The 26,873-nt window shown below is 39.2% G+C and carries 22 protein-coding genes; 18 read left to right on the top strand and 4 right to left on the bottom strand.

Features of this window, described 5'->3' with window-relative positions; all coding sequences use genetic code 11:
* Nucleotides 1-12: 12 nt before the first annotated feature.
* Nucleotides 13-939 carry a LysR family transcriptional regulator gene (locus F944_RS10135; RefSeq protein WP_004990125.1) on the top strand — a complete coding sequence of 309 codons (927 nt, stop codon included), beginning with the start codon at nt 13-15 and terminating at the stop codon, nt 937-939.
* A gap of 47 nt (nt 940-986) precedes the next feature.
* On the opposite strand, the gene F944_RS10130 is transcribed toward F944_RS10135, so the two are convergent.
* Entirely contained in the window at nt 987-1,622 is a 636-nt protein-coding gene (locus F944_RS10130; protein ID WP_004990122.1) for a TetR/AcrR family transcriptional regulator, read from the bottom strand.
* Between the two features lie 112 nt (nt 1,623-1,734).
* Between F944_RS10130 and F944_RS10125 the strand changes: the two genes are divergently transcribed.
* From F944_RS10125 to F944_RS10105, 5 genes are all read left to right on the top strand, one after another.
* Nucleotides 1,735-2,736, top strand: coding sequence for an HlyD family secretion protein (locus tag F944_RS10125; RefSeq protein ID WP_004990120.1), 1,002 nt, complete (start codon nt 1,735-1,737; stop codon nt 2,734-2,736).
* 10 nt (nt 2,737-2,746) lie between these two features.
* A complete protein-coding gene (locus F944_RS10120) occupies nt 2,747-4,543 on the top strand; it encodes an ATP-binding cassette domain-containing protein (RefSeq protein ID WP_004990118.1) in 1,797 nt (598 codons plus the stop codon).
* The gene (locus F944_RS10115; RefSeq protein WP_004990117.1) at nt 4,543-5,670 is read left to right on the top strand and encodes an ABC transporter permease; all 1,128 of its coding nucleotides are present in this window, start codon (nt 4,543-4,545) and stop codon (nt 5,668-5,670) included. The genes F944_RS10120 and F944_RS10115 overlap by 1 nt, the downstream gene beginning before the upstream one ends.
* 5 nt (nt 5,671-5,675) lie before the next feature.
* Nucleotides 5,676-6,794, top strand: a complete 1,119-nt coding sequence (locus F944_RS10110) for an ABC transporter permease (RefSeq protein WP_004990116.1) — start codon at nt 5,676-5,678, stop codon at nt 6,792-6,794.
* Nucleotides 6,795-6,967: 173 nt separating this feature from the next.
* Nucleotides 6,968-8,152: a hypothetical protein gene (locus F944_RS10105; protein ID WP_004990114.1), complete on the top strand. Its 1,185-nt coding sequence runs from the start codon at nt 6,968-6,970 to the stop codon at nt 8,150-8,152.
* 57 nt (nt 8,153-8,209) lie between these two features.
* On the opposite strand, the gene F944_RS10100 is transcribed toward F944_RS10105, so the two are convergent.
* On the bottom strand, nt 8,210-9,190 hold the full coding sequence (locus tag F944_RS10100) for a LysR family transcriptional regulator (RefSeq protein ID WP_004990112.1): 981 nt from the start codon (nt 9,188-9,190) through the stop codon (nt 8,210-8,212).
* Nucleotides 9,191-9,290: 100 nt separating this feature from the next.
* Here F944_RS10100 and F944_RS10095 point away from each other — a divergent pair, with 100 nt between their 5' ends.
* The 7 genes from F944_RS10095 (at nt 9,291) to F944_RS10065 (ending at nt 17,509) form a co-directional block, all read left to right on the top strand.
* A complete protein-coding gene (locus F944_RS10095; RefSeq protein WP_004990110.1) occupies nt 9,291-10,403 on the top strand; it encodes a tartrate dehydrogenase in 1,113 nt (370 codons plus the stop codon).
* Nucleotides 10,404-10,442: 39 nt separating this feature from the next.
* Nucleotides 10,443-12,098: a BCCT family transporter gene (locus F944_RS10090; RefSeq protein ID WP_162897688.1), complete on the top strand. Its 1,656-nt coding sequence runs from the start codon at nt 10,443-10,445 to the stop codon at nt 12,096-12,098.
* On the top strand, nt 12,095-13,048 hold the full coding sequence (locus F944_RS10085; RefSeq protein ID WP_004990106.1) for an alpha/beta hydrolase: 954 nt from the start codon (nt 12,095-12,097) through the stop codon (nt 13,046-13,048). Before F944_RS10090 ends, F944_RS10085 begins: the two co-directional genes overlap by 4 nt.
* A gap of 64 nt (nt 13,049-13,112) precedes the next feature.
* Nucleotides 13,113-14,228, top strand: a complete 1,116-nt coding sequence (gene cntA / locus F944_RS10080) for a carnitine monooxygenase subunit alpha (RefSeq protein ID WP_004990105.1) — start codon at nt 13,113-13,115, stop codon at nt 14,226-14,228.
* A 77-nt stretch (nt 14,229-14,305) separates the two neighbouring features.
* Nucleotides 14,306-15,757 (top strand): NAD-dependent succinate-semialdehyde dehydrogenase, encoded by a 1,452-nt coding sequence (locus tag F944_RS10075; protein ID WP_004990103.1) that lies wholly within the window; start codon nt 14,306-14,308, stop codon nt 15,755-15,757.
* Between the two features lie 104 nt (nt 15,758-15,861).
* On the top strand, nt 15,862-16,818 hold the full coding sequence (gene cntB, locus F944_RS10070) for a carnitine monooxygenase, reductase subunit CntB (RefSeq protein WP_004990099.1): 957 nt from the start codon (nt 15,862-15,864) through the stop codon (nt 16,816-16,818).
* 346 nt (nt 16,819-17,164) lie between these two features.
* The gene (locus F944_RS10065; RefSeq protein WP_004990097.1) at nt 17,165-17,509 is read left to right on the top strand and encodes a hypothetical protein; all 345 of its coding nucleotides are present in this window, start codon (nt 17,165-17,167) and stop codon (nt 17,507-17,509) included.
* A gap of 63 nt (nt 17,510-17,572) precedes the next feature.
* Here F944_RS10065 and F944_RS10060 read toward each other — a convergent pair whose 3' ends face one another.
* On the bottom strand, nt 17,573-19,405 hold the full coding sequence (locus F944_RS10060) for a monovalent cation:proton antiporter-2 (CPA2) family protein (protein ID WP_004990095.1): 1,833 nt from the start codon (nt 19,403-19,405) through the stop codon (nt 17,573-17,575).
* A 570-nt stretch (nt 19,406-19,975) separates the two neighbouring features.
* Here F944_RS10060 and cas1f point away from each other — a divergent pair.
* From cas1f to cas6f, 5 genes are read left to right on the top strand one after another with little or no spacing between them, the layout of a single operon-like run.
* Nucleotides 19,976-20,941 carry a type I-F CRISPR-associated endonuclease Cas1f gene (cas1f, locus tag F944_RS10055; protein ID WP_004990093.1) on the top strand — a complete coding sequence of 322 codons (966 nt, stop codon included), beginning with the start codon at nt 19,976-19,978 and terminating at the stop codon, nt 20,939-20,941.
* The gene (locus tag F944_RS10050) at nt 20,938-23,892 is read left to right on the top strand and encodes a CRISPR-associated endonuclease Cas3'' (RefSeq protein ID WP_004990091.1); all 2,955 of its coding nucleotides are present in this window, start codon (nt 20,938-20,940) and stop codon (nt 23,890-23,892) included. Before cas1f ends, F944_RS10050 begins: the two co-directional genes overlap by 4 nt.
* A 1-nt stretch (nt 23,893) precedes the next feature.
* Nucleotides 23,894-24,883 carry a type I-Fv CRISPR-associated protein Cas7fv gene (cas7fv, locus tag F944_RS10045; RefSeq protein ID WP_004990089.1) on the top strand — a complete coding sequence of 330 codons (990 nt, stop codon included), beginning with the start codon at nt 23,894-23,896 and terminating at the stop codon, nt 24,881-24,883.
* An 11-nt stretch (nt 24,884-24,894) separates the two neighbouring features.
* On the top strand, nt 24,895-25,899 hold the full coding sequence (cas5fv, locus tag F944_RS10040) for a type I-Fv CRISPR-associated protein Cas5fv (protein WP_004990087.1): 1,005 nt from the start codon (nt 24,895-24,897) through the stop codon (nt 25,897-25,899).
* A 10-nt stretch (nt 25,900-25,909) separates the two neighbouring features.
* Nucleotides 25,910-26,503: a type I-F CRISPR-associated endoribonuclease Cas6/Csy4 gene (cas6f, locus tag F944_RS10035; protein ID WP_004990085.1), complete on the top strand. Its 594-nt coding sequence runs from the start codon at nt 25,910-25,912 to the stop codon at nt 26,501-26,503.
* Nucleotides 26,504-26,637: 134 nt separating this feature from the next.
* On the opposite strand, the gene F944_RS17475 is transcribed toward cas6f, so the two are convergent.
* The coding region (locus F944_RS17475) for a hypothetical protein (RefSeq protein WP_410468268.1) at nt 26,638-26,873 on the bottom strand (236 nt) is incomplete at its 5' end.

The following is a 26,873-nucleotide window of genomic DNA, read 5'->3' as shown; positions in this document are numbered from 1 at the left end:
GCCATGACATTGATGAACGTCCCATTTTCACGCTTTGCTGAGTACTTTTTGGTGGTGGCTGAAACCGAAAATTTACACAAAGCGGCAGAACAGCTTTTTATTTCTGTATCAGCTGTGCACCGCCAAATTGCGCTCGCTGAAGAACAATTAGATATTGCACTTTTTGAACGTTTGCCCAATGGTTTAAAACTAACGCTCGCAGGTGAATTACTTTATTCAGATTTGTTACGTTGGAAAAAAGAATTTCAGCAAACCCGTATTCGTTTTGATGAGATACAGGGGCTAAAGCGTGGTTCCATCGAATTAGGATTGATTTCTGCTTTGAGTGATGGCTTTGTGATTGAATCCTTAGCCGATTTACAGCAGCAATATCCGTGGATTAGCTTCAATATTCATACCCATGAAAGTAAAGTGATTATTCAAAAAATTATCAACACCGAAATCGATTTTGGTTTGATTTTAGATCCTATCATTCATACTCAACTTGAGGTTTTATCTTTCATTGAAATTCCAATCGGTTTTGTCATGAGTCCAGATCATGCTCTTGCTACCCAGTCCAAACTCACACTGGCGGATACCTTTGAAAGTCGTCATATCATGGCAGATGCTCCTTTAATTATTCATGAGCGAGTGATGGCTATGTATAAAAAGCAGCATATCGTGCCTATACATCAAACCCTGACCAATGATATTCGTCTTATGATTTCCATGTTAAAAAGAAATATGGGCATTGCAATTTTAAGTTATCTGGATGTTTACACAGCGGTTGCAAATAAAGAGTTAGTGTTTGTTCCGATTCATGAAAAGGGCATTCAACCTTTAACACTGGCGCTTTGTGCAGGGCAACGTCGTCAACTTTCCAGAATTTCTCAAATCTTGATACAACAATTGAGTCGAAAGATGGAAACATTAAAAGTCCATGTTAACGACCAAAAATAGTTTGTAAGCCTACTAAAGGCTTCACATGAATTAAAAATATCGGTTACTTATGGCTGATTTTGCTTAATGGCTTGCAAACCAGCTAGAGAGAACGTCATGAGATGTTGAAGTAATTGCTGTGAGTCCATCTGAGAAATATTTTGTAGCGGTGTTGGAACATTGTTGCTGGCAATAATCAGCATCATACATGGTGCAACGACACTTAGCACACAAGGCAAAATTGAGGGATGGTTTTCATCTAGTCCTGAGACCTGACTGATAATTTGGCGAATATAATGAAATTTTCTGGCACCATCATGTGCCATGAATTGTTCTAAATAAGGGGAAGGGGCAAATAACTCACGAATAAAAACTTTACTATGCCAAAGATCTTTTTCAACCAATTTCTGAATGAGTGTTTCAAAAAAAACTTCCAGTTTTCGAGTAGGAGAGAGTGAGCTTTGTACTAACTCCGCCAATTGCTGTTCGTCGATATAATGTCGATGGGCTTCTACCAAAACTGCTTTATATAAGCCATCTCGTCCTTCAAAATGATAATTAATTGCGGCAAGATCGACCTGAGCCAGTTGGGCAATTGCTTTATTGGTGGTTTGAGCTAAACCTTCTTGCGCAATTAAATGACCTGCTGCTTCAATAATTTTCGCTTTTGTTAAATCACCATCGCGGCGACGAGATCTGGACATAAGATAACCTAAATCAAATTTTGCTTTTTAAGTATATATTTTTTTGTCAAGTTGAGGTAATTTAAATTTAAATTGAATTTAAACTTTAATAATTTTATTCAAGGCGACTCACATGAAGAAAAGTGTCATTTTGACTATATTGGTCGTTCTGATCATTGCCCTAGCATTTGTAGCCTATTGGTATTGGAATAAAGATAAATCTTCAGAACAGGAGTTGACCTTGTATGGCAATGTTGATATTCGACAAGTGTCATTGGCGTTTGAACAGGCGGGGCGTATTCAGCGCTTAAATGTTCAGGAAGGTGATCAAGTTCATCAAGGGCAAATATTGGCAGAGCTTAATACCGATGCACTTGATATACAAAAACAACAAGCACAAGCGCAATTGAATGTACAAAAACAAGCCGTTATTGCACAGCAAGTAGGCACTCGACCTGAACAAATTACCCAAGCTCAAGCACAGTTGGCTTCTGCACAAGCACAGCTTGAAAAAGCCACTAAAGATGTTCAGCGTTTACAGTCATTGAGTAATAGTACCGCAGGGCAAGCCATGAGTCAGCAGGAACTCGATTTTGCTAGAGCCAGCCAGAAGACTGCTGCTGCCACGGTCAAAGAACAACAAGCCAATCTTGTTTTGTTAGAAAAAGGGGCAAGGGCTGAAGATCGGGCTGCCACCAAAGCACAATTTGACGTCAGTCAGGCGAATCTGAATTTGATTGAATATCAATTAAGCCAAAGTGTATTACGTTCACCAGTCAATGCTGTAGTACGCGCTAGATTACAAGAAGTAGGGGATATGACCACTGCTCAAAAAGTCGTTTATACACTGGCACTCACAGATCCTAAATGGGTACGTGTCTATGCCAATGAACAGCAATTGGGTTTAATTAAAATGGGAAATCAGGCGCAAATTTTTCGTGATTCACAACCAAACCAGCCGATTTCAGGCAAGATTGGTTACATCTCTTCTGTAGCAGAATTTACACCAAAAACAGTGCAAACCGAGGATATTCGAACCACTTTGGTTTATGAGGTTCGAGTTTATGTAAATGATCCTCACGACCAATTAAAAATGGGTCAACCTGTGACTGTTAAAATTGCCAAGACGCAGTGAGTAATTATTTATGAATGACTTGCTAAACCATACATCTGATGTGGTGATTACGCAAAATTTGCGACAGGTCTTTCGCGCAGAAAATAAAAAAATGCCTGATATTTGTGCTCTTCAGGATTTAAATATACAAATAAGATCAGGGCAACTGACTGCTTTGGTCGGACCAGATGGTGCAGGGAAAACCACATTTTTGCGTTTAATCGCGGGGTTGTATCAACCCACTTCAGGTTCTTTACAGGTACTAGGGATTGATATTTGCCAAAATCCGCAAGCCGTACAGAATCGTATTAGTTATATGCCACAACGATTTGGTTTATATGAAGATTTAACTGTTCAGGAAAATTTAGACCTCTACGCAGATTTGCATGGCGTTCCTCTTGAAATACGCAAACAACGTTTTGCTCGATTATTAGAGATTACAGATCTTAGTAAGTTTACCCAAAGACCCGCGGGCAATCTATCTGGTGGTATGAAACAAAAACTGGGTTTAGCTTGTACTTTGGTCCGATCACCCGAGTTATTACTTTTGGATGAACCCAGTGTAGGGGTTGATCCTTTGTCCAGACGTGATTTATGGCTGATTATTGAACAACTAGTGAAAGAAGAAAATTTAAGCGTAATTATCAGTACCGCATATATGGATGAAGCCGAACGCTGCGCTGAAGTTTATGTGATGTATGACGGGAAAATACTGCAACAAGGAACGCCACAGTATTTAAGCGAGCAGGTCCGAGGACTAACGTGGCAGGTCAAGCCGCCCGAGCAAATGAAAGCACGAGAACTACAAGCCCATTTATTGGATAATCATTCACATATTACGGACGCGGTACCTAAGGGAGATGAGGTTCGATTTATTACCCGTCCTGATCATCCTAAATTACCCGATGAACAATTACCAAAGGGCGCGGTAGTTTCAGCTCGAGAACCTGAACTTGAAGATGCTTTTATGTGGTTTTTACATCAGGCACAGCAACATGCTCCTACCACGCTTCAGTCCGCACATGATTTGGTTTCTACGGTGCAAATGACGGATGTTCAAGTGGCTAAGATACTAGTTGAGTCTGTAATTGTTGTTAAAGATTTAGTACGAAAGTTTGGGGATTTTACCGCTGTGGCTAGCACTTCTTTTGATGTCAAACGAGGAGAAATTTTTGGTTTGCTTGGCCCAAATGGTGCGGGTAAAACCACGACATTTAGAATGCTATGCGGGTTGTTACCTGCAACAAGCGGGACACTTGAAGTTGCTGGATTAAATTTGCGTCATGCTCGAGCAAAAGCACGGGCGCGTATTGGTTATGTTTCCCAAAAATTTGCACTCTATGGAAATTTAACAGTTCTGGAAAACTTAAAATTTTTTGGTGGAGCTTATGGTTTATCGGGCAATAAGCTCAAACAACAAATTGAAAAAGCCTTACAACAATTTGAACTTCAGCCACAAGCCAGAAGTGGTGATTTACCCAATGGATTTAAGCAGCGCTTGTCGATGGCAGCCGCTTTATTACATCAACCAGAAATTGTCTTTCTGGACGAACCGACAAGTGGCATTGATCCTTTAGCTAGACGAGCCTTTTGGTACACCATTGGGAAGCTAGCTGATCAGGGTATGACGATTATTATTACCACGCACTTTATGGAAGAAGCAGAATATTGTGACCGTATTGCGATACAGGATGCTGGCAAGATGCTGGCTTTGGGTTCTCCAAAACAAGTTCGTCAACAAGCAGGCACAGGCAGTAGTAGTGATATGAATCGCGCGTTTATTGCAATTGTAGAGCAATCTCGTGCCCATCAGCAGGAGCCGGTCTGATGAAATGGTCAGCTTCCATTTTACGTGTGGCTGCTTTAACGCGAAAGGAAATCCAGCAATTACTCAGAGATAAAAGTAGTTTAGCAATTGGTTTGATTTTACCGCTAATTTTGATTCTATTATTTGGTTATGGCTTATCTTTCGACTTAAATAACGGTCGGGTAGGCGTGGTCGCACAAAATATTACGCCTCAAAGTCAGCAATTACTTGCAGGTTTAAATGGAACGCCCTATATCACCGCAACGCCTTATAGCAGTTTTTATCAAGCTGAACAGGCGATGGGACGCGCTGAAATAGATGCTATTGTCAATTTACCTTCTGATTTTGCACAGCAAAGCGCACAAGATACTGTAACCATACAAGTCATTACTAATGGTCGATCAACCACCATTGCCTCTGCTTTACAGGGATATATTTCAGGTGCATTGCAAACAGCGCAAATCATTCAGTCTGATCGAAATAATATGGGCTCAATGCTGGGCCTGATCAGCGTCGAACAGCGTATGTGGTTTAATGAGTCAGCAAATAGTACTTGGTTTTTAGTTCCTGGATTAATGGTATTGGTATTGACCTTGATTGGTGCATTTCTCACTGGATTATTAATCGCGAGGGAGCGAGAGCGAGGAACGCTCGAAGCTTTATTTGTGACACCAGTTCGACCATTGGAAATTGTTTTATCCAAATTGATTCCTTATATCGTGATTGGCATGATCGATATTGTGATGTGTTTATTGGCTGCCAGTTTAATTTTTGATGTTCCCATTCGTGGCTCATTACTTTCGATTATGAGTGCTTCATTTTTATATTTATTGGTTTCATTGTTATTGGGATTGACGATTTCAGGTTTTTCTAGCAGCCAGTTTCAAGCTAGTCAAATCGCTTTATTGGTCAGTTTTATGCCAGCAATGATGTTATCGGGATTTGTTTTTGATACACGAAATTTACCTTGGTTGGTGCAAACGATTAGCCAAATTTTGCCTGCGACTCATTTTATGTCTTTAATTAAAACGCTATTTTTAGGCGGAGATGACTGGGGACTTTGGCTAAAAGAATGTGGCATTTTGATGGTGTATGTCGTGATTTTAATGACAGCATCCTGTCGATCACTCAAAAAACGTCTGGAGTAACAGCCATGATACATAATTTCGTGATGTGGTTGAATTACTTGATGGTGTTAGTCAAAAAGGAATTCCTGACCATTTTTAGTGATCCTGCCAATCGGGTCATTTTATTTGCACCTGCCTTGATTCAGGCTTTATTGTTTGGATATGCCGCAAATTATGATGTAAACCGAGTGGATTATGCGGTCTTAGATCAAAGTAAGACGCAAGCTTCTCAACAGTTATTATCACGTCTGGATGGCTCTGGTATTTTTCATCGAACAGCTACTCTTCAGAATCATTCACAGATTCAAGAAGTAATTGATCAGCGAACAGCTTTAGCTGTGATCAGTATCCCTTCTGATTTCGAAGATAAGCTCAATCGTGCTCAATCCTCGCCTATACAGGTAATTTTAGATGGACGTAATTCCTCGACCGCAGGAATGGCAGGCACTTATATCGCTAATGTTGTGAATTCTTTGAATCAGGAGCGTTTGGGGAATATAACACCTTTTCAACTGGAAATACGCACATGGTATAACCCAAATCAGGAGTCCAGATGGGGAATTATGCCTTCATTAATTGCTGCTTTGAGTATGATGCAAACTTTATTATTGTCCTCACTTTCAGTTGCGCGAGAACGCGAACAAGGGACATTTGACCAGCTTTTAGTGACTCCTTATACCCCGCTTCACATCATGATTGGTAAAGCATTACCCCCTATTTTTATTGGTTTAATACAATCGACTATTATTTTATTGATTATTATGTTCTGGTTCGATATTCCCATGAATGGTTCTTTGGGGCTTTTATATTTTGGTTTGTTGTGTTTTAACATTGCGGTAGTGGGTGTGGGTTTATCAATTTCTGCAATTTCACTCAATATGCAACAGGCGATGTTATTTACTTTCTTTTTGATCATGCCTTTAATGTTGTTATCCGGATTGCTAACTCCTATACAGAATATGCCACATGTTCTACAAATTGCGACGTATGCCAATCCTTTACGTTTTGGAATTGATTTGGTGCAAAGGGTTTATCTGGAAGGAGCAACTTTTAAACAGGTAAAAAATGATTTTGTACCTATGTTTGTCTTAGCAATTATTACTTTGCCATTGGCTGCGTGGCTATTTAGAAATCGTTTATCTTAAATAATGTTTGGATAGTTTTATTATTTTTCATATTGTATTTATTAGATACTGCATTTTGCTAGCTGAGAATAAGGATTAAACACGTTTTGTAAAAACCGACTTCATAGTTTAGCCATTGTTCATTGAGTTGAATTTCTTCATTTTTACATGAGTTTAAACAAGGATGTAAAACTATGAAGAGGACACTTCTTTTTTTAGGATCAATAGGGCTTTTTAGTAGTATGCCGATGTATGCCGCGGATTTAAGTATTGGCGATCCAAGCACAGATACAGGTCAATTGAAACTTTCTGGTGCAATTCGCACTCGATATATTCATAAGGATTATGTGGTTGAAGCAAATGAAGGCTCAAAAAATGATGACTGGCAACTTGCTGATATTAAAACAGTTTTAGTCTATGAAAATCCAGATTGGATTGCATCATTAGATTTGCGTTGCTATCAATATCATCGATTATGTGACGCATTATTTTTAAAAGATGCATGGGCAGGTTATAAAATTTCAAATCAGCAGCGCATCTCAGTTGGTTTTCAATCAGTCGATTTTGGATTTGGACGACTATGGGGCAATAGCTATTATGAAACTTTGCTCAATACTGTAGGGCTAGAAGATATTCAAAATTTAGGGATGAAGTATCAATTTAAGGATGATCAATACAATTTTATTTTAGGTTTTTATCCTACTGATGGTGGAAATTATAAAGGGACTTCTAAAGATTCCAGTCGTTATAGTGGTAACTTCGTTGAAGCTGATGATTTGACTCAAGGTACTGATATTAATGAGAAAAATATGTGGATCACACGTTTTTCACGGAAATTTGAATTGAATGCTACAGAAAACTTTTCGACTGAAATTGGAGGATCGTACTGGTATTCAGAACTGCAAAATCATCGCACTGATCAACATGGAAATCGTCGTACATGGAGCATTTTTAGCACCACTAATTATCAGGCGTGGCAATGGTTATTTTTATTTGGAGAGCAAAATATCAAAAATGGAGATGATTTGCTGCCAAACACTTCAACGATTGGGGCATTTGATTATCCTTATCAAGTCGCCAATAAAGGCCAATATATGGCTAATGAGATTAATTATACTTTTGCCAAGCCCTTCCATCAGTTAGAAAATATTAAGCCATATGTATCTTATAGTCGTTTCTATAAAGATGAATCTGGATATCAAGATTCTGATCGTTTAATTGCGGGTTTATATTTTAACTATAAAAAAGTGGGAATACAGGGAGAATATATCTTGAGTCGTAATGATCCCATGACAGGTAGTGGTGCAGATGGACTTGCTCAAGGTGATAGTAATCAATGGAATAAGTTATTTTATTTATCGATTGGCTATTATTTCTAAAGCCGTCAATCCCATGTATAAGGCCAGCCAAATTTAATCATGAGGCTGGCTTCTTTGCTACAAAAAGACTTTTTCTGTCTGTTGGGTGATTGGTTCAATCGGTTGGATCAACTGACCACGACTTAGATTCTGAATATGTTGTAAACGGTTGATCAGTTCATTTTGAATAAATAGGATACAGGTCTGTAGTTTAGATGAACTTTTTAAACGTGAAGGATACACCGCCCAAACATCAGCATCTTGCCAGTACTGAGGCAAGATATGCTGTAACTGACCGCTAATCAATTCATCAGCCACATCCCAGATTGAACGTAGGATAATACCATGCCCCTCGGTTGCTAATTGGTGAATAATTTCACCGTTATTAGATACGAAACGTGGAGTAACGTGTACTGACCGATCTTCTGACCAATGACGAAGTTTCCACAGCACTGAGGATTGGTCACGTTCACTAATAGTTAAACAATCATGAGTCCGCAGATCTTCTAGACTTTCAGGTATTCCATTTTTCATTAGATAGCTAGGTGATGCACAGAAAATCCGAAAATTAGATGCTAATTTTTTAGCGATCATATTGGGGGCAATATCATTGCCAATGCGAATATCCAGATCAATGCTGTGTTGAATCAGGTCTTTGGTGTTATCGATGGTATCAAACTGAATTTCGAGTTTGGGATACATGGTCATCAATTTAGATAAGATCGGCGCAATATGCTTTCTCCCAAAACCGAAGCTGCTGACAATGTCGAGATGACCTGTGGGCGTGCTTAAGGGGTTATTCACCAGTTCACTGATTTCATCAAATTCATCCAGAATATTTGATACACGATCCAAAATGAGTTTGCCATCTTCAGTTAAGCTCACGTGTCGAGTACTACGATGAAACAGTTTGCAGTTCAGGTTGGTTTCTAAAATATTGATGCGTTTACTGATAAATGCAGGTGAAGCACCCAGCTCCTCAGCTGAATCGACAAAACTCTTGCGTTTGGCGACTGTGCAAAAAACCTTTAAATCCGATAGGTTAGGTAGATTATTCACGATCCGTGTCCATTGGGGTGATAGTTTTCTTATTGATCATTTTTGCTGAAAACAGCATGTTTACAGCTAAGGATATTAACCAAAGGTGTAAGGGAGCGTTATGGCAAAAAAGTATAAAGTTGCCACGATTGCGGGTGATGGGATTGGTTTAGAAGTTCTACCAGAAGGCATCAAGGTTGTAAAGGCGGCAGTAGACAAATATGGCATTCAAGTTCAAATGGATAGCTTCGATTGGGCCAGCTGCGATTATTACCTTGAACACGGCAAAATGATGCCAGATAACTGGTTCGAAGTCTTACAGGAATATGATGCTATCTTCTTTGGTGCGGTGGGTTGGCCTGAAAAGGTGCCTGATCACATTTCACTATGGGGATCATTACTCCAGTTCCGTCGTCGTTTTGATCAGTATGTGAATTTACGTCCTGTTCGGTTAATGCCTGGGGTGAAATGTCCACTGGCTGGCAAGCAACCGGGCGATATCGATTTTTATGTGGTGCGTGAAAACAGCGAAGGTGAGTATTCTGCCATTGGTGGTAAAGCCTTTGAAGGTACTGATCGTGAGTTTGTCTTGCAGGAAGCGGTGTTTACCCGTCATGGTGTTGACCGTATTTTAAAATATGCATTTGAATTTGCTGATCAGCGTGAGGCTAAAAAAATCACGGCTGCGACCAAATCCAATGGCATTGCAGTCAGCATGCCGTACTGGGACGAACGTGTCGATGAAATGGCAAAACGCTATCCACAGATCAAGGCAGATAAACAGCATGTCGATATTTTAGCGGCACGTTTTGTTCTACAGCCTGAGCGTTTTGATGTGGTGGTGGCATCGAATTTATTTGGTGACATCTTGTCGGATTTAGGCCCTGCATGCACGGGTACCATTGGTTTGGCGGCTTCGGCAAACCTCAACCCTGAACGTAAATTCCCGTCATTGTTTGAGCCTGTACATGGTTCAGCACCTGATATTTACGGTCAGAAAATTGCCAATCCGATTGCGGCGATCTGGTCGGGTGCGATGATGTTGGATTTCTTGGCAGATGGAGATGAGCAGGTCATTCAGGCAGGACAGGAAATCATGCAGGCAATTGAGCATGTGTTGATGCATGGCCCGAAAACGCCTGATGTCGGTGGAACTGCCAAGACCTATGAAGTGGGTGATGCGATTGCATCCTGTTTGACTCAGCAAAAAATGGATTTATTCGCAATGGAGTAAGTACCCCTGAGGGAATAGTCACTATCCGAGATGGATTGAATAGATATGGATAATCAAATTACAAAACCTTATACAGATAAGACGCTTGCGATCACCAGTCTTGCCGTTGTATTTACATCGGTGGCTGGTTTGGCAATCTACTCATCTGAATCAATACAACTGGCTGCAAAATGGATGCAGTGGACCACGTCGGTGTTTACCACGCCAGTGCTTTTATTTACGTTTTTATCAATTATTTTTACCTTCGGTTTGGCCTTTAGCAAATACGGCAAAATCAAGCTTGGTGAAGGTAAGCCCCAATACAGCACCATGTCATGGATTTTCATGTTCATTTTGTCGGGGATTGGATCTTCTACCTTGTACTGGGGATTTCTAGACTGGGCCTATTACTACCAAACTCCGGGTTTGAATTTAGCCCCTGAATCGGCTGAAGCACTGAAATACAGTGTGGCTTATTCCTTCTTTCACTCCGGTTTGAGTGCATGGTCGATCTATGCTTTGGCATCGATTTCACTGTGTTACAGCTACCATGTCAGAAAGAATAAAGGCCTGAGCTTAGCGTCAATGGTGGAAGCGGTCACTGGCTTTAAAGCGACAGGACCTGTTGGACGTGTCGTTGATCTGATGTTCTTGCTGTGTATGTTTGGTGCCTTGACCATTTCACTGGTTTTGACTGCGGTCACTTTTACCAACATTCTGTCGCAACTCACGGGTATTCCCAATACCTTCATGACCAAAGTCATCATTATATTGGCGGTGTCGGTGTTATTTGCACTCAGCTCCTATGTCGGTATGGATAAAGGCATGCAGCGTTTGAGTCATATGGTGTGCTTGGGTGTGGTGCTGTTCGCGATCTACGTGCTCTGCTTTGGGCCAACCCAATTCATTATGAATAATTCATTGATGAGTTTTGGTTTGATGGCGACTAACTTTGTCGATATGAGTCTGTTTACCGACCCGATGGGCGATGGAAAATTCACCCGTGAATGGACGGTGTTCTATTGGTTATGGTGGATTTCTTATGCACCAGGTGTCGCGCTATTCGTAACACGTGTCTCAAAAGGCCGTACCATTAAAGAAGTGATTCTTGCCATGGTCATCGGCGGTAGCGTTGGTTTATGGTTCATCTTTGGCGTATTTGAAAATTACAGCGTTCATAGCTTTATTCACGGCATGGTCAATGTGCCGCAAATCTTGAGTCAGCAAGGCGGTGAAGTGGCAATTGGGCAGCTACTCGGTTTATTGCCAGCAGGCAAGCTGATGATGTGGTTGTTCCTTGGCATTATGGTGATTTTCCTTGCAGCACATATGGATGCGGTGGGCTATGCGGTTTCTGCAACCTGTACCCGCGGTTTAAGTGAAGGGCAAGATCCATCTCCGAATGCGCGTTTGTTTTGGTGTCTGATGTTAACCCTAGTGCCGATTGCGATGATCTTCTCTAAGGCGCCGTTAGACACCATGAAAACTGCGACGATTGTGACTGCCTTGCCGTTTATTGTGATTATTCTGGTGCAGACTTATGGTTTGGTGAAGTGGCTGATTGAGGATTATTCCAAGGTGCCATCACATTTGATCGAGCAGAGTAGCTTTAGTGAGCTGGAAGCCCTTGAGCATACTGATTCAAATCAACAGATGCAGATTGATATTGCTGCAACACCACTTGCACATAAAAGTAGTCAAAAGGAATTGTTATGACACAGCAACCGAACACGCGCTATGAGTTAAGCGAAGAAATGCAAAGTCTGGTGTATTGGAGCAGCATTTATTCAGCAGCGGATAACGATATTGATTCAATTCGTGCAGCCTACGATGCCATGTGCCTGCATTACACCTTGCCACGCGATGGTGCGGTCAATATTGAAGATAAAACCGTTGCGCATGCCACTCATCCCGTCAATGTTCGGTTGTATTCCCCACTGGGTGAGGCACCTGAAGCGGGTTGGCCTTGTATTCTGTTTATCCATGGTGGTGGCTGGATGGTGGGGAATCTAGATTCACATGAATTTATTACTCGCTATTTATGTCGTGATCTGAATGTTGCAGTACTGAGTGTGGATTATCGTTTGGTACCAGAACATCATTTTCCCGCTGCTTATGAAGACTGTGAAACGGTCTATCACTGGCTCCGCGCGCATGGCGCAGACTGGAACATTGATCCAACGCAGATTGTGTTAGCTGGCGACAGTGCAGGAGGCAATTTAGCTGCGGCATTGGCGGTTCAGTTACAACATACAGGTGTGCAGGCTTGTGGTTTGGCTTTGATCTATCCATGTTTGGGCAGCAGTTTTGATACTGCGTCTTGTCAGCAACATGCACGGGCGCCGTTACTGACACTCGAGGAAATGCATTATTACTTAAGTGAATATGCACTGAATGCAAGCGACTGGCAGGACACTCGTTTAACACCACTTTTGGCAGAAGATTTGAGTGACATGCCACGTAGCTTTGTTGCGGTGGCTGAATACGATCCACTGAGTGACGATGGGCGTATTTTTGTGGACAAGTTAAAACAAGCCAATATTGCCGCCGAGTTTTATCTCGGCAAAGGATTACTACATGGCAGTTTACGTTTAGTACGGGATTGTCCTGTGGTGCAGGATTTATATCAGCAGATGCTGAGTTCGTTAAAGCAAATGTTCAAGTGATTTGAACATCAGCCAATTTTGATAAAACGGTCTTTAGGACAAAACATTTTAATGGAGTAAAACCATGAATGCAGTTGAAAAATTACCAGAAGATTTCTGTTCAAACCCAGATGTGGCATGGACATTTCCAAAAGTGTTCTATACCTCATCTCAGGTGTTTGAGCGTGAAAAAGAAGAAATTTTTGCGAAAAGTTGGATTTGCGTGGCACATGGCAGTGAAGTCGCCCAAGCCAATGACTATATTACCCGTAAGGTAATTGGTGAAAATATTATCGTGATTCGCGGCAAAGACAGCGTATTACGTGCATTTTATAATGTCTGCCCGCATCGTGGCCATGAGTTGTTAAATGGCAGTGGCAAAGCCAAAAACGTGATTACCTGTCCCTACCATGCATGGACCTTTAAGTTAGATGGTAGCTTGGCATTGGCGCGTAACTGTGATCATGTTGAATCTTTTGATAAGCAAAACTCCAGCATGGTGCCATTAAAAGTTGAAGAATATGGCGGTTTTGTCTTTATCAATATGGATGAAAATGCCACTTGTGTTGAAGATCAGTTGCCTGAATTTGCACAAAAACTGAATGAAGCTTGTGCTGTAATTAAAGACTTGAAGCTGGCTGCACGGTTTGTGACGGAAACACCTGCGAACTGGAAAGTGATCGTGGATAACTATTTAGAATGTTATCACTGTGGTCCAGCGCATCCTGGTTTTGCAGACTCTGTACAGGTGGATAAATATTGGCATACCACGCATCAAAACTGGACACTGCAATATGGTTATGCACGTTCTTCAGAAAAGTCATTCAAGCTTGATCCATCAGTAAAAGATCCGACATTTAGTGGTTTCTGGACGTGGCCGTGCACCATGTTTAACGTACCGCCGGGTGCAAACTTTATGACCGTGATCTATGAGTTTCCGATGGATGCGGAAACCACTTTGCAGCACTACGATATTTTCTTCACCAATGAAGAGTTGACTCAAGATCAGAAAGATTTGATCGAATGGTATCGCAATGTCTTCCGTCCTGAAGATCTGGAACTGGTTGAAAGCGTACAACGTGGCTTGAAATCACGGGGTTATCGTGGTCAGGGCCGGATTATGACCGACAAGCAACGTTCAGGAATCAGTGAGCACGGTATTGCGTATTTCCAGAATCTTGTTGCGCAACACCATCAATAATTTTGTCTCAGGTATTAGATAAGGAAGGTGTGGCAAACGATAAAGCCACACCTTGCTTCAATCGATAGGAACATGACATGTCAAGTTTGCAAGCAAGTCCGTTATTTCAACAACACGGACTGATCAATGGTCAATGGGTGAGTGCACAATCTAATGCCACCATTGCTGTGACCAATCCTGCAACAGGAGAAGAAATTGGCGTCATTCCAAATATGGGTGCAGCAGAAGCTACCGAGGCAGTCGAAGTCGCGTATCAGGCTTTAGCTGCATGGAAAGGATTAACCGCACAAAAACGTGCAGACCTGTTATTGGCTTGGTATCAACTGGTTTTGAGTCATGCTGATGAACTGGCACGCATTATGACCATTGAGCAGGGTAAACCTTTAGCCGAAGCATTGGGTGAAGTGAAATATGCGGCTTCATTTATTCAATGGTTTGCTGAAGAAGGCAAACGCGTTTATGGCGATGTGATTCCGACCACCAACAGTCAGCAGCGTTTTATTGTGACCAAAGAGCCTGTCGGCGTGGTTGCAGCCATTACGCCGTGGAATTTCCCGATTGCGATGATTACCCGTAAAGCAGCACCTGCTTTGGCAGCGGGCTGTAGCATTGTGATCAAACCTGCCAATGAAACGCCGTATTGCGCATTTGCGCTTGCCAAGCTGGCAGAGATGGCAGGTATCCCAGCGGGTGTCATTAATGTGGTGACAGGCAAATCACAAGAGATTGGTTCGGTCTTTACTAGCCATGAAAAAGTCAAAAAACTGACCTTTACCGGTTCTACACCTGTGGGTCGTTTATTGATGCAGCAATGTTCAGGCACCATTAAAAAGTTAGCTTTGGAATTGGGCGGCAATGCACCATTAATCATCTTTGATGATGCCGATCTGGATAAAGCGGTACAAGGTGCAATCTTTGCCAAGTTCCGTAATGCAGGGCAAACCTGTGTTTGTGCCAATCGAATCTACGTACACGACAAGGTTTATCAGGCCTTTACCGAGAAATTTGTGCAAGAAGTACAAAAATTCAAAATCGGCAATGGTTTGGAAGCGAATGTGCAGATTGGGCCATTAATCAATGACAAAGCGGTGTTGAAAGCAAAACAGTTGATTGATGATGCCTGTGGCAAAGGTGCCCAAGTGGCGTGCGGTGGTCAACAACATGCACTTGGACAAACTTTCTTCGAACCAACGGTTCTAACCGATGTTTCGCGTGATATGGACATTGTTCAGGAAGAAATTTTTGGCCCTGTAGCCCCTTTAATTCGCTTTACAGATGAAGCGGATGTGGTGGCGCAAGCCAACGATACCATTTTTGGTTTAGCGGCTTATGTGTATAGCGAAAATATTTCACGGATTTGGCGTGTCGCTGAACAGCTGGAATATGGCATGGTTGGAATGAACTCAACGGCTATTTCCAATGAAGTTGTACCATTTGGTGGTGTCAAACAGTCAGGTGTGGGGCGTGAAGGTTCTAAATACGGTTTAGAAGAATTTATGACTATTAAATATATGTGTTTAGGATTGTAGAGACACAGTGGATTGGGCTGTTTTCGAGGACAGCCCAATCTACAATATGTGCTTAAAACTAGAGAATGCTTAGATGAGCAGAATGTGGTAAAGAGGATTTAGACATGGCTAGTCATTATGAAATGTTTGCATCAGTGGTCACACGGGTAGAGCAACTGACTCCACTAATCAAACGGTTTACATTTAAACGTCAGGACGGACAAAATTTCCCTCAATTCAATGGTGGTAGTCATATTATTGTGAAAATGAATGACCAGCTATCCAATGCCTATTCATTGATGAGCTGTGCTCAAGATCTATCGACTTACCAAGTCTGTGTCCGTAAAGATATTGAAGGTAAAGGTGGTTCAGTTTTTATGCATGATCAATGCAATGAAGGCTGTGAGATTCTTATTTCTGAACCGAAGAATTTGTTTCCATTGGCGGCAGATGGTGAGAAACATATTTTAATTGCGGGAGGTATCGGGATTACTCCGTTTGTACCGCAAATGGATGAGTTGGCTGTACGCGGTGCTGATTATGAATTGCATTATGCCTATCGTTCGTCAGAGCATGCTGCACTCTTAGAAGAGCTCAAACAAAAACATGCTGAACATATTTTCAGCTATATCGATTCGGATGGAAAATGTCTTGATCTGAATCAATTGATTGGGTCTCAACCCAAAGGTACGCATGTGTATGTGTGTGGGCCTAAGCCAATGATTGATGCGGTGATCGATCGTTGTAATTATCATCGTTACCGCGATGAATATATTCATTGGGAACAGTTTGCATCTACTGTACCAGAAGAAGGTGAAGCATTCACAGTGGTACTTGCGAAATCCAATCAACAAGTCGAAGTTCAAGCTAATCAAACCATTTTACAGGCAATTGAACTCCTCAACATTGATGTGGAGTGTTTATGTCGTGAAGGGGTGTGTGGGACTTGTGAAACCATGATTCTGGAAGGTGAGGCAGAGCATTTCGATCAGTATCTGAGTGATGATGAAAAAGCATCACAGCAGTCCATGATGATCTGCGTGTCACGTGCTAAAGGGAAAAAATTAGTATTGAATTTATAAGTTGTATGGATTAGAAAGATAGCTTGATCAAGAATGATTTCTTTTAAAAGTATAATTCAAAGTGAGAATACTTGGTCTAAAGTTGTTTTACTCAAAGACATTAGACTTCTTTCATAATTGTTTAGACCCTCTTTATTTTTCTCCTCTATGGGAGAATAATCAAGAGGATTTAAACAATGATCAAAGCGGTCTCCTGCATAATTAAAATAAAATATTTAGAGTTCATCTGCTTTCACTACTACATATGTAATCCTTTCAAGTAATGCTGTTAAATCTTGTGTGAAACACTATGCCTTTGTCCTGATTCATTCCATGATAAATGTGAATAAACGATTGAGTATTTATAATGAAATACTGTAAAGATAAGGCGTCAATTTTTTTTAAATTATCATTAATTGTATGTAGTGTTGTTGCAGGAATAACGCATGCAAGTTCAGATCAGGCATGGAAACAGCACGATCAGGCGATTAAAACTGCATGTGCGAAAGCCAGTACCTTAAAAAATGTAAAAGCAGTCAGCGATATTATGTTATTTGATGATCGTGTGGGTTATTCGGCTGTAGTCCTAGAAGGAAATTATCCGCAGAAACATATGAAGAATCAAAAAGGACGTGAACTTTGCTTGTATCAAAGACAACAGAAAAGAGCAGTCGTCACACCAGCTGATAGTCTTTTAACAATAAAAAAATAAAACCGAATCATGTCTAACTCGGTTTTATTCATATTTGCGGAAAAGAAGGATATAAAGATTCAGTTATTGTTTCATAGCCGACTTATCTGAATCATTTAAAATTTGACTGTGGGTTTTAGGTTTGATCAGTGGTGAAGTTGGACGAGGTTGATGTTCAGTGTTTGAAAATTGAAAACCTATACCTGCATCTATGTCATCCGCTGCAATTTCAGTTTCAAAACGCTCTTTATCCAATTCTCGTATTTCTTTGGTGATCGCGTGGATTTCACTACTCTCTACTCCCAAAGCATCAAGTGTGGCACCGCCAAACAGCAATGCTGATTCAAAGGTTTCACGAATTTGGTAATCGACATCTTTTTTGACCAATGATAATGAATGTTCACGGTCATAAGAGCGCACTAACAATTTGGCCAGTGGAAATTCATGTTTGACTAATTCAACGATACGGTTGGTCGTTTCTTTATCATCCACACATACCATAATTGCCTGAGCATTTGCGGCTCCAGATGCATGCAAAATATCTAAACGAGTCCCATCACCATAATAAATTTTGAAACCAAATTTTGTGGCATTTTGAATCATGTTGATATCAGTGTCGATCAATGTGACATCCACGCCACGCGCCAGTAAAAGCTGACTGGCAACTTGCCCAAAACGTCCAAATCCGATGAGTAGTACACGTCCATGTAAATTATTGGCGACTTCGATATGGTCAAGAGAGGCAGAACTCTTTGGACTGATGAAACGTTTGGCCAAAATACCAAGCAGGGGGGTAAAAATCATGGACAAAACCACAATCGCCGTGAGATTGGATTTGATCGTTTCATCAATCACTTGCGCACTTGCGGCGGCTGTAAAAAGCACAAATGCAAACTCACCCCCTTGTGCCATCAGTACCGCACGATCTAGAGCAACTGCATGACTACTTTTCGTGAGACGCGCGACAAAATAAATGAGGACAGCTTTGGTGAACATCAACGCAATGACGCTACTGAGAATAAGGAGCCAGTTATTTTGTACAACCGATAGATTAAGTGACATTCCTACACTAAGGAAAAATAGACCTAATAAAATACCGCGAAATGGTTCAATATCAGCTTCAATCTGATGACGAAAAGTCGATTGAGAGAGTAAAACACCTGCAAGGAATGCGCCCATTGCCATAGACAAACCACTAACTTGCATGAGTAATGCTGCGCCTAAAACGACCAACAATGCTGCGGCTGTCATGACTTCACGCGCTTTGGCAGCCGCCAGAACTTTAAATAATGGATTGAGCAGCCAACAGCCAGCCGCAATGAGACCTGCGATAGCTACCAGTGCAATCCCGATATCTTTTAAACGATCTGGTGTACTTTCAACCACTTGATTCGGAGACATAAAGGCAACAATGGCGAGCAATGGCACAATCAGTAGATCTTCAAACAATAAAATAGCGACAATTTTTTGGCCATTGGGCTGACTTAAATCACCACGATCTCCCAAAATTTGCATCACGATGGCCGTTGAAGTGAGAACAAAACCTGCCGCACCAATAAAGGCAATTTGCCATGCAAAACCATACAGTAAACCAATTGCAGTGAGTCCTATTGTACAAAACGTAATTTGTAGTGTGCCTAGACCAAAAATATCACGTCGCATATTCCATAAATGAGAAGGCTGCATCTCCATCCCAATGATAAAGAGATACATGACAATGCCGAGTTCAGCGATATGTAAAATAGAAGCGGGATCATGGATAAACGCAAAACCAAATGGACCAATAATTAAGCCTGCAATAAGATAACCAAGGACTGATCCAAGCCCTAAGCGTTTAAAAATTGGGACTGCGATCACAGCCGCAGCCAGTAAAATAACAGGGCTGAGTAGTCCTAGAGAATGTGCTTCTGCTGCCATGAAAATGTGTCCAAAGAACAAAATGGTGTTAAAAAAGAAATCATCATTGTTTATATGTCAGATAGATCATAACAATCTTTTACTGTTATATAGAGAAAACTTGAGTTTTTAACTCAAGTTTTTCTGAAAATTTGCTTAAATTTATTGATAAATTAGTGAAAATCATAAAAAGACTTTGAAAGATTTGAAATTAAAATGATTAAAAAATCATAAAACGTTCAAAATATTGTACTAATACAGCTTGATCTAATCATCTTACTTTATTCATTTATCATTATAAAAATTAGAGATTGATGGCGGTATTGCTTGATTGAATTACCCGTTAGATCGATCTGTAATAATAAAATTTATTCTAAACTGATATCTGTGGGACAAAGAGAATTTGATCAATATGAAAGTGATTTTATGATTGATTTAAAGCGAATAGTGATAATCGAAAATTAAAATAATTTTTGTCTTAAAGGATAAATATACACGACATTTTATGACGTTTAACAGAAAAAATGATGTAAAACAAAAACGGACGTATGTTAATTTAGTTAATAACATCAAAGCAATACGATGATAAAAATGGAACAACTTTCACCATCAGACTTAAAAGCGATATTACATTCTAAGCGAGCCAATCTTTATTATCTTGAACATTGCAGAGTCATGCAAAAAGATGGTCGCGTTTTATATTTAACTGAGGCCAAAAACGAAAACCAATACTGGAATATTCCGATTGCCAATACCACAGTAATTTTATTAGGAACGGGGACATCGATTACCCAAGCAGCCATGCGAATGCTTGCCAGTGCAGGGGTATTGGTGGGGTTTACAGGTGGAGGTGGGACGCCACTGTTTATGGGATCTGAAATTGAATGGATGATGCCACAAAGTGAATATCGACCCACGGAGTACATGCAAGGCTGGATGAGTTTTTGGTTTGACGATGCTAAACGTTTGGAAGTGGCAAAAGCTTTTCAAATAGCCCGTATCGAGTTTATCCGCAGAATCTGGGCAAAAGACAAAGACCTCAAAGATGAGGGCTTCTATCTTGATGATGCAGATATCGAACAAGCTTTAACTAGTTTTGAAAAGAAAATTCCACATCAAAGCAAAGTCGGTGATTTGTTGCTTGCTGAAGCGCAGACGACCAAGCAACTTTATAAAATCGCAGCGACGCGTTGCAAACTCAGTTTTGAACGAAATCCTGAACAAGGGGATTTAGCGAATGACTTTTTGAATCATGGCAATTATCTGGCTTATGGACTGGCAGCAACCACACTTTGGGTATTAGGTATTTCACACAGTTTTGCAGTCATGCATGGCAAAACCCGTCGTGGTGCATTAGTGTTTGATGTGGCTGATTTAATAAAGGATGCAGTGGTTTTACCGTGGGCTTTTATTTGTGCAAAAGAGGGGATGTCTGAGCAGGAGTTTCGTCAGCAGCTTTTGCAGAAATTTACAGAATATCGGTGTCTGGACTGGATGTTTGAACAGGTGAAATTACAGGCGTGTCGAAACTTTCCAAATTTGGAGAGCGAATTATGATTGTCACCTTTATTTCCCAATGCGAAAAGAAAGCGATTCCTCGAACTCGTCGTGTGTTAGATGCATTTGCTGATCGTATTGGGGATAACACATGGCAAACAGTCATTACGGAAGATGGTTTGATTGCTGTTAAAAAATTGTTGAGAAAGACTGTCACTAAAAGTACGGCAGTCAGTTGCCACTGGATTCGTGGTCGTCGTAGAAGTGAGTTGCTATGGGTCGTTGGAAATCGGAATAAGTTTAATATACAGGGGATTGTGCCTGTGAATAGTACACAAAAAGAAGTATTTATGGATGTAATGACAATGAAAGCGAAGAAAGATGAGTTTTATGCAAATACTCAATTACAACCTTTAGCAGAGCATTCATTTGCAATTGGTTATTTAGCACAGCAATTGTTTAAAAAAGTCGTCGATAATAATGAATATGAAAACCTCTCTAAAGTTGCATTTCTAGCAGGTTGTTTACATGACTTAGGTAAGTTAGATCCTCATTTTCAGGATTGGGTGAAAAAAGGTAAGCAAAAAGATCCTGAAGAAGATGGTCAGCATATTGATGTAAAATTCACCTTTGAAAAACATCCTCGTCATAATGAAATTTCATTGATATTGTTTAACTTTTTTGAAAAACAATGCAAAGGATTGAACAATAGGCAAAAAGAGTGTTTACAGCATGTGATCTATTGGCATCATGCGAAACCATATCGTTCTAATGATGAGTTTTCAGGTGTACATAAAGCATATGATTTTTTGGCTAAGAATATTTCGAATGAACAATTTGAAAATATCATTAAACAAACAACATCATTACTCAAGCGAATAAATTCAGTCGCTAAACATTATGAAGATATTGATGTTATTGAGAAAAATTTAAATTGGGAAATAGAATCTTTTGCGGATCAATTGGAAGACTTTAACTATATTTATAAAGGTAAGGAATTCCCTGAGTTTAAGCTATACAGCAATAACGATGAAACTTCTCAACTCAGAAATAAAATAGATAACAATGCACAGCATAATTTATTACGTGCTTGTGTGATTAGTGCAGACCGAATTGTATCAAAGCAGACAGCCCAAGATTTAATGGATTATATTGTTGAAAAACGCTTAGATGAATTGTTAGATGATCAAGAAATTTTATCTGATTTATCGGTTCACTTAAAAAATGCCTCAACAAAATTTCCTGATAGTGAACGTACACAAAAGCAAAATGAAGTTGCAAGGCAACTGGCAGATTTAAAAGATATTGCTGTGCTTGCAGGTCCTGCGGGATGTGGTAAAACTAAAATTGCTTTGGAATGGGCAAGACTTAAAGATGCTAAGAAAATTATTTGGGTTTGCCCACGTGTGCAAGTCTGCCAAGGAATTTTTGAGGAATTAACACAGGATTATTTACCTGATGCAAAAGTTGAAATTTTGACAGGCGAATTTAAATACATAAATGAAAATGGAAAAATTAAAAAAGAGCCAGAACCTTTTTCAGGTGATGTCGTTGTCACCACAATTGACCAAATTTTAGGTTCAATTGTCACGCATACCAATGTGAATAGTCTATTACCTTTTATGGATGCACATGTGGTATTTGATGAATACCATGAATATATTGGAATGGAGATTTTTAATCTACTATTTGCAGAGTTGATTGCCAATAAGAACATGCGTAAACAATATGAAAAAAATACCTTACTGGTATCTGCAACGCCACATTACTATTATTTGGAAAACATTTTAAATGTGCATGAAGATGATGTGGTTGAAATGTCATCCTTTAATCAAAGTCATTATAAAATTGATTTTATTGAATATGATGAATCTGTGATTGAGGGAAACCCATTTTATAAAACTTACTCAGATCAAACTTTTATTATTTCCAATACAGCACAAACAGCACAACTTGGCTTTGTTTATCAGAAAGATCATGAAAATAGTGTCTTATTCCACTCCAAATATAAGCGCAGTGATAAAAAGAGATGGTTTGATGAAGTCTTTGATTCATTTAAAAAGAAAGGTTCACAAAAATATGATGTTTTAAGGAGTGGACCTATTGTTCAAGCTTCATTAAATATTACAAGTAAACATATGTTAAGTGAAATGACTTCACCTGAAAATATGTTACAGCGTATGGGGCGCTTAGATCGTTTTGGTGAAAATCAAGCGGTTAATATCTTACAAGTTGCAATTACTGAAAATTTGAAAAATGGCAGTTGTAAAGGTTCATTGGCTTATTTTTTAAATCAATTAAATAGTTTACAAACAACCAAAGCATGGTATGACTTTTTACAAGATCGTTTAAATGAAAAGGTATTTAAGCTTGCTGAACTCTATAAGCTTTATCGTGAATTTTATAAAAAGCAAGTACAGTTAGATGATAGGTCTGCTGTTATCCAAGATATGGATAAAGCATTAAAGAAAAGCATTGATTTAATGAATAAAAAAGTGACTGAACCCACCAAAGTGATGAAATCTAAAATGGCTGAAAGAAAGTCGAAGATCAGTAAAAACTCATTACGGGGTGATAGTCGTTTTGTGCAATTGGCAGTTTTAAATTTGAATGATTTTAAACAGCCGATTTTTGAAAATAAATATGCTTATACACCACCTGTGGATGATACAACTGAATATGACAATCTGACAGAATCTTTAAATATTATCAAAGATTTAGGTTTGATCAATTTTATTGCACAAAAGCATGGCAATGTTGATTCAACCCATCCTGTCAAAGGGATTCCTGAGAAAAAACAGCAAGCTCGTTGTGCAGTCTTGGAAAACTATGCAAGAGATGCAGATTTTCCTTTGTATCTAAGCTATATCGAAGATGATCTCAATAAAGTGGGTGGAACAGGCGTTCGTCATCCTGAGGCAATTTATTACGCAATTACAGATAAACAGCCAATCGGTTCTATATCTTTGGATAAATTAAACTTTTTAACAACAGAACAAGAGGAAAAATAACATGGCTAAAGTAACTGGCATAAAAAGCGTTGACTTTAAAATCACGGCATATGGTTATGGTGTGGTGAATTGGAATGGTCCAACATCATTGACGGGAAATGATGGTAAGACTGTTGATAATCATACTTTACCTAAGTTGCGTGGATTTAGTAACTTATCAGGTAAGATCAAAGAAGAGACAGGATATAAATATCGAAAAGAAGCATCTGATATTAATTTTGATGAAACTCCATTGTACATTAGTCAAAACTGTATACGTCATCATCTATTCCGTGATCAGTCATTTGATTTACATTACGCCAAAGATAAAAATTTGATTGATGTTTTAGCATCAGTTACAGGTTTAATCCGTGGTTATGTTGTACCTTCAAGCCAATGTAAACGTACAAGTCCGCTATTGATTACAGATTTCGTTGATCAATTGGGTAATGGGAACTTTGAACAGCTTTCTAATGCGAGTTCAAGTGAAGAAATTATACAAGCAGATGGTACAAAAACGTATAAACGTGGTGAAAATTCAATTTTCTCTAAAACAACTTTTGGTGATACAGAGTATGAAGCTTATGGCTCAATCAGTATTGAACAGCTTCAATTTATTTCATTAGATAAAAAATTCGATCGTGCATCGATGCTGATTAAAGAAGGTGAAGGTGAGAAAATTGCTGAAACTGTACAAAACTTTATTAAAAGTTTAGATCCAACTAAAGAACCAAAAGCTGTTTTCCATAAAAATTATGTGCGTAAAGGTACGATTTTTAATGAGGGTGAAGTTGGAATTCTATTAGATAATATAGCGATTGATATACTCGTCAATGAAACTTTAAGCATGCTTCAAGAATTAGTGATCAAACAAGCCAAGGGTTATATGTGTGTTGATACTTTGGAGATAGATTATAACGATAGCAATAAAATGATGCGGATTAAACGTCATCCCGATCAAGTAAACTCTGAACCTCAATCGGATTATGCGGTTTATTTTGAAGCGCAATAATGAGGTGAGTGATGCAGATTATTATTGAATATGATTCCTCGTGGCGTAACTCGTTTTTAGATGGGGAAGATAATACAACTAAACGAAACTTTATTGGATCGATGACTGCATTGGGCGATAAAAAAGTAGACAATTATAAATATAGGGCTATTACGAAAAATACTGTAATGGGGGTTTTGAATAGACTTATTGGAGAACAAAGAAAACTCTATGATGTTAGAAATTCTTCAAATTATTATTTCAAGGAAATTGAAAAGGTTTTAAATGAAGAAGATATTATTGATAGGTCTATTCTCAGTCAGGAAACGGTTTATCTTAGAAATATCTCAGGTAGTACAGATCAGAATTCTTTTACAGGAATGATTAAGTTAAGTGATCCTTGGCTTACTGTAAGTTATGCAAAGGAATTCTGGGATGTGTTATGGATGAATTTAGATGAATTATGTCAATTTATTAAAGACAATAAAATTTCATCTGCAAAAGATTCTATTCTTGATCCACTCGGTATTTTAGACAGACTAGAAGAAGTTAAAAAGATTAAAGTTCCTGTAAGTGATGAAATTAATTATTTGGCAGAAACTTTATCGAGCCGTTATCCAAACTTCGCTCTGAAAGAATCTGCTAATAAAATCAGTGTTCTCCCACTTTACTGTTCAGCTTTATATTTAAAATTAGATAGATTGACTGAACAGTACGATACTACTGTTATTCGAGCGTCTAGAGGTGGATTAACAGGTATTTCACATAATGGTTTTACACCTAAAAATCTAATGGAAAGATTTACGACTGGGCAGCAGAAGATTGTTTGGGGAAACCCTTATATCAGTTCTAAGTTCTTAAAAGGTGAGGGTGAAGTAAAAAAACTACTTCATAAAGCTAGTGGTCAACTCATTATAAATCTTGATATTTCTAAAGATCAGGCTAGGGATTTGGAAGAAAAGATTGAAAATGCGGGTGTATCGGCTTTTTACCTTGGTAAAAAAGGTCTAGCTTATGTTAAAAACATACGACTTTAAAGGGATGATCATGACTTATTATATTGAATTAACACTGATTGATAATCCTGATTTTTCATCCTTTGAGCTTTGGTCAAAAGTTTATACTCAGCTCCATATTGCTTTTGCTGAACAAGCCGATGAACAAGGAAAGATTGCCTATGGTGTATCTTTTCCTAAATATCGCTTAATTCAGCAGAAAAAATTGGGTTATTTAGGCGATAAAATTCGTATTTTTGCGGATTCAGTCGAAGCATTAGAGCAACTGAATCTAACTCATTGGTTAGCAAGGCTGCAAGATTATGTACATATCTTATCTGCTCGTAAAGTTCCTGAGGATAAGATCAACGGCTATGCTACTTATTTTAAAGTTAATCCAAAATTGACGGTTGAGCAGCGTGTTGTTCATCAGGCAGAACGCCGTGGAATTTCAATTGAAGAAGCACAGGAACACTTTAAAGCATTGGATCTGATGGAGACCTTTGAACCTTATATCAATATGAAAAGTCAAACCAATGATATGAACTTCCGTTTGATTATTGGAAAAAAACGTGTTGATGAAGCAAATATTGGAAAATTTGGAAGCTATGGATTAAGTCGTACATCCACAGTACCTGAGTTTTAACCCAATATTTTTTACACTCTTTAACAGCTTAATAAAATCAATAAGTTATAACTTTGCTTTAAAACTTTGGGTATTTTATACTTTTTAGGGATAAAGCACTGTTATAACTTTATTTTTTGCTTTATTCTTACTGTTCATGGCGGCATACGCCATTTAGAAACACCATCCAGTGAGCGTTTGAGGGAAAGAAATAGTTCATGGCGGCATACGCCATTTAGAAAAACATTTGCAGCATTGGCAAACATAGGTGTATGTTCATGGCGGCATACGCCATTTAGAAAGAAGCTGAAAAAGCAAATGAAGCACAGGGTCAGTTCATGGCGGCATACGCCATTTAGAAATAAATCAGTCATCACATAAATTTTTGTGA

This window comes from Acinetobacter ursingii DSM 16037 = CIP 107286, from assembly GCF_000368825.1.
GTDB classification, from domain to species: domain Bacteria; phylum Pseudomonadota; class Gammaproteobacteria; order Pseudomonadales; family Moraxellaceae; genus Acinetobacter; species Acinetobacter ursingii.
Note: the sequence above shows the minus strand (reverse complement) of the source record. Positions and strands in the feature narration are given on the sequence as shown.

Excerpts from the sequence above, each read along its gene's own strand:
- F944_RS10135 (WP_004990125.1), top strand. The coding sequence starts at position 13 with ATGAACGTCCCATTTTCACGCTTTGCTGAGTACTTTTTGGTGGTGGCT.
- cas1f (WP_004990093.1), top strand. The coding sequence starts at position 19,976 with ATGGAACAACTTTCACCATCAGACTTAAAAGCGATATTACATTCTAAG.
- F944_RS10075 (WP_004990103.1), top strand. The coding sequence starts at position 14,306 with ATGTCAAGTTTGCAAGCAAGTCCGTTATTTCAACAACACGGACTGATC.
- cas5fv (WP_004990087.1), top strand. The coding sequence starts at position 24,895 with ATGCAGATTATTATTGAATATGATTCCTCGTGGCGTAACTCGTTTTTA.
- F944_RS10085 (WP_004990106.1), top strand. The coding sequence starts at position 12,095 with ATGACACAGCAACCGAACACGCGCTATGAGTTAAGCGAAGAAATGCAA.
- F944_RS10065 (WP_004990097.1), top strand. The coding sequence starts at position 17,165 with ATGAAATACTGTAAAGATAAGGCGTCAATTTTTTTTAAATTATCATTA.
- cntB (WP_004990099.1), top strand. The coding sequence starts at position 15,862 with ATGGCTAGTCATTATGAAATGTTTGCATCAGTGGTCACACGGGTAGAG.
- F944_RS10060 (WP_004990095.1), bottom strand. The coding sequence starts at position 19,405 with ATGGCAGCAGAAGCACATTCTCTAGGACTACTCAGCCCTGTTATTTTA.
- cas7fv (WP_004990089.1), top strand. The coding sequence starts at position 23,894 with ATGGCTAAAGTAACTGGCATAAAAAGCGTTGACTTTAAAATCACGGCA.
- cas6f (WP_004990085.1), top strand. The coding sequence starts at position 25,910 with ATGACTTATTATATTGAATTAACACTGATTGATAATCCTGATTTTTCA.
- F944_RS10130 (WP_004990122.1), bottom strand. The coding sequence starts at position 1,622 with ATGTCCAGATCTCGTCGCCGCGATGGTGATTTAACAAAAGCGAAAATT.
- F944_RS10120 (WP_004990118.1), top strand. The coding sequence starts at position 2,747 with ATGAATGACTTGCTAAACCATACATCTGATGTGGTGATTACGCAAAAT.
- F944_RS10115 (WP_004990117.1), top strand. The coding sequence starts at position 4,543 with ATGAAATGGTCAGCTTCCATTTTACGTGTGGCTGCTTTAACGCGAAAG.
- cntA (WP_004990105.1), top strand. The coding sequence starts at position 13,113 with ATGAATGCAGTTGAAAAATTACCAGAAGATTTCTGTTCAAACCCAGAT.
- F944_RS10105 (WP_004990114.1), top strand. The coding sequence starts at position 6,968 with ATGAAGAGGACACTTCTTTTTTTAGGATCAATAGGGCTTTTTAGTAGT.
- F944_RS10050 (WP_004990091.1), top strand. The coding sequence starts at position 20,938 with ATGATTGTCACCTTTATTTCCCAATGCGAAAAGAAAGCGATTCCTCGA.
- F944_RS10095 (WP_004990110.1), top strand. The coding sequence starts at position 9,291 with ATGGCAAAAAAGTATAAAGTTGCCACGATTGCGGGTGATGGGATTGGT.
- F944_RS10110 (WP_004990116.1), top strand. The coding sequence starts at position 5,676 with ATGATACATAATTTCGTGATGTGGTTGAATTACTTGATGGTGTTAGTC.
- F944_RS10125 (WP_004990120.1), top strand. The coding sequence starts at position 1,735 with ATGAAGAAAAGTGTCATTTTGACTATATTGGTCGTTCTGATCATTGCC.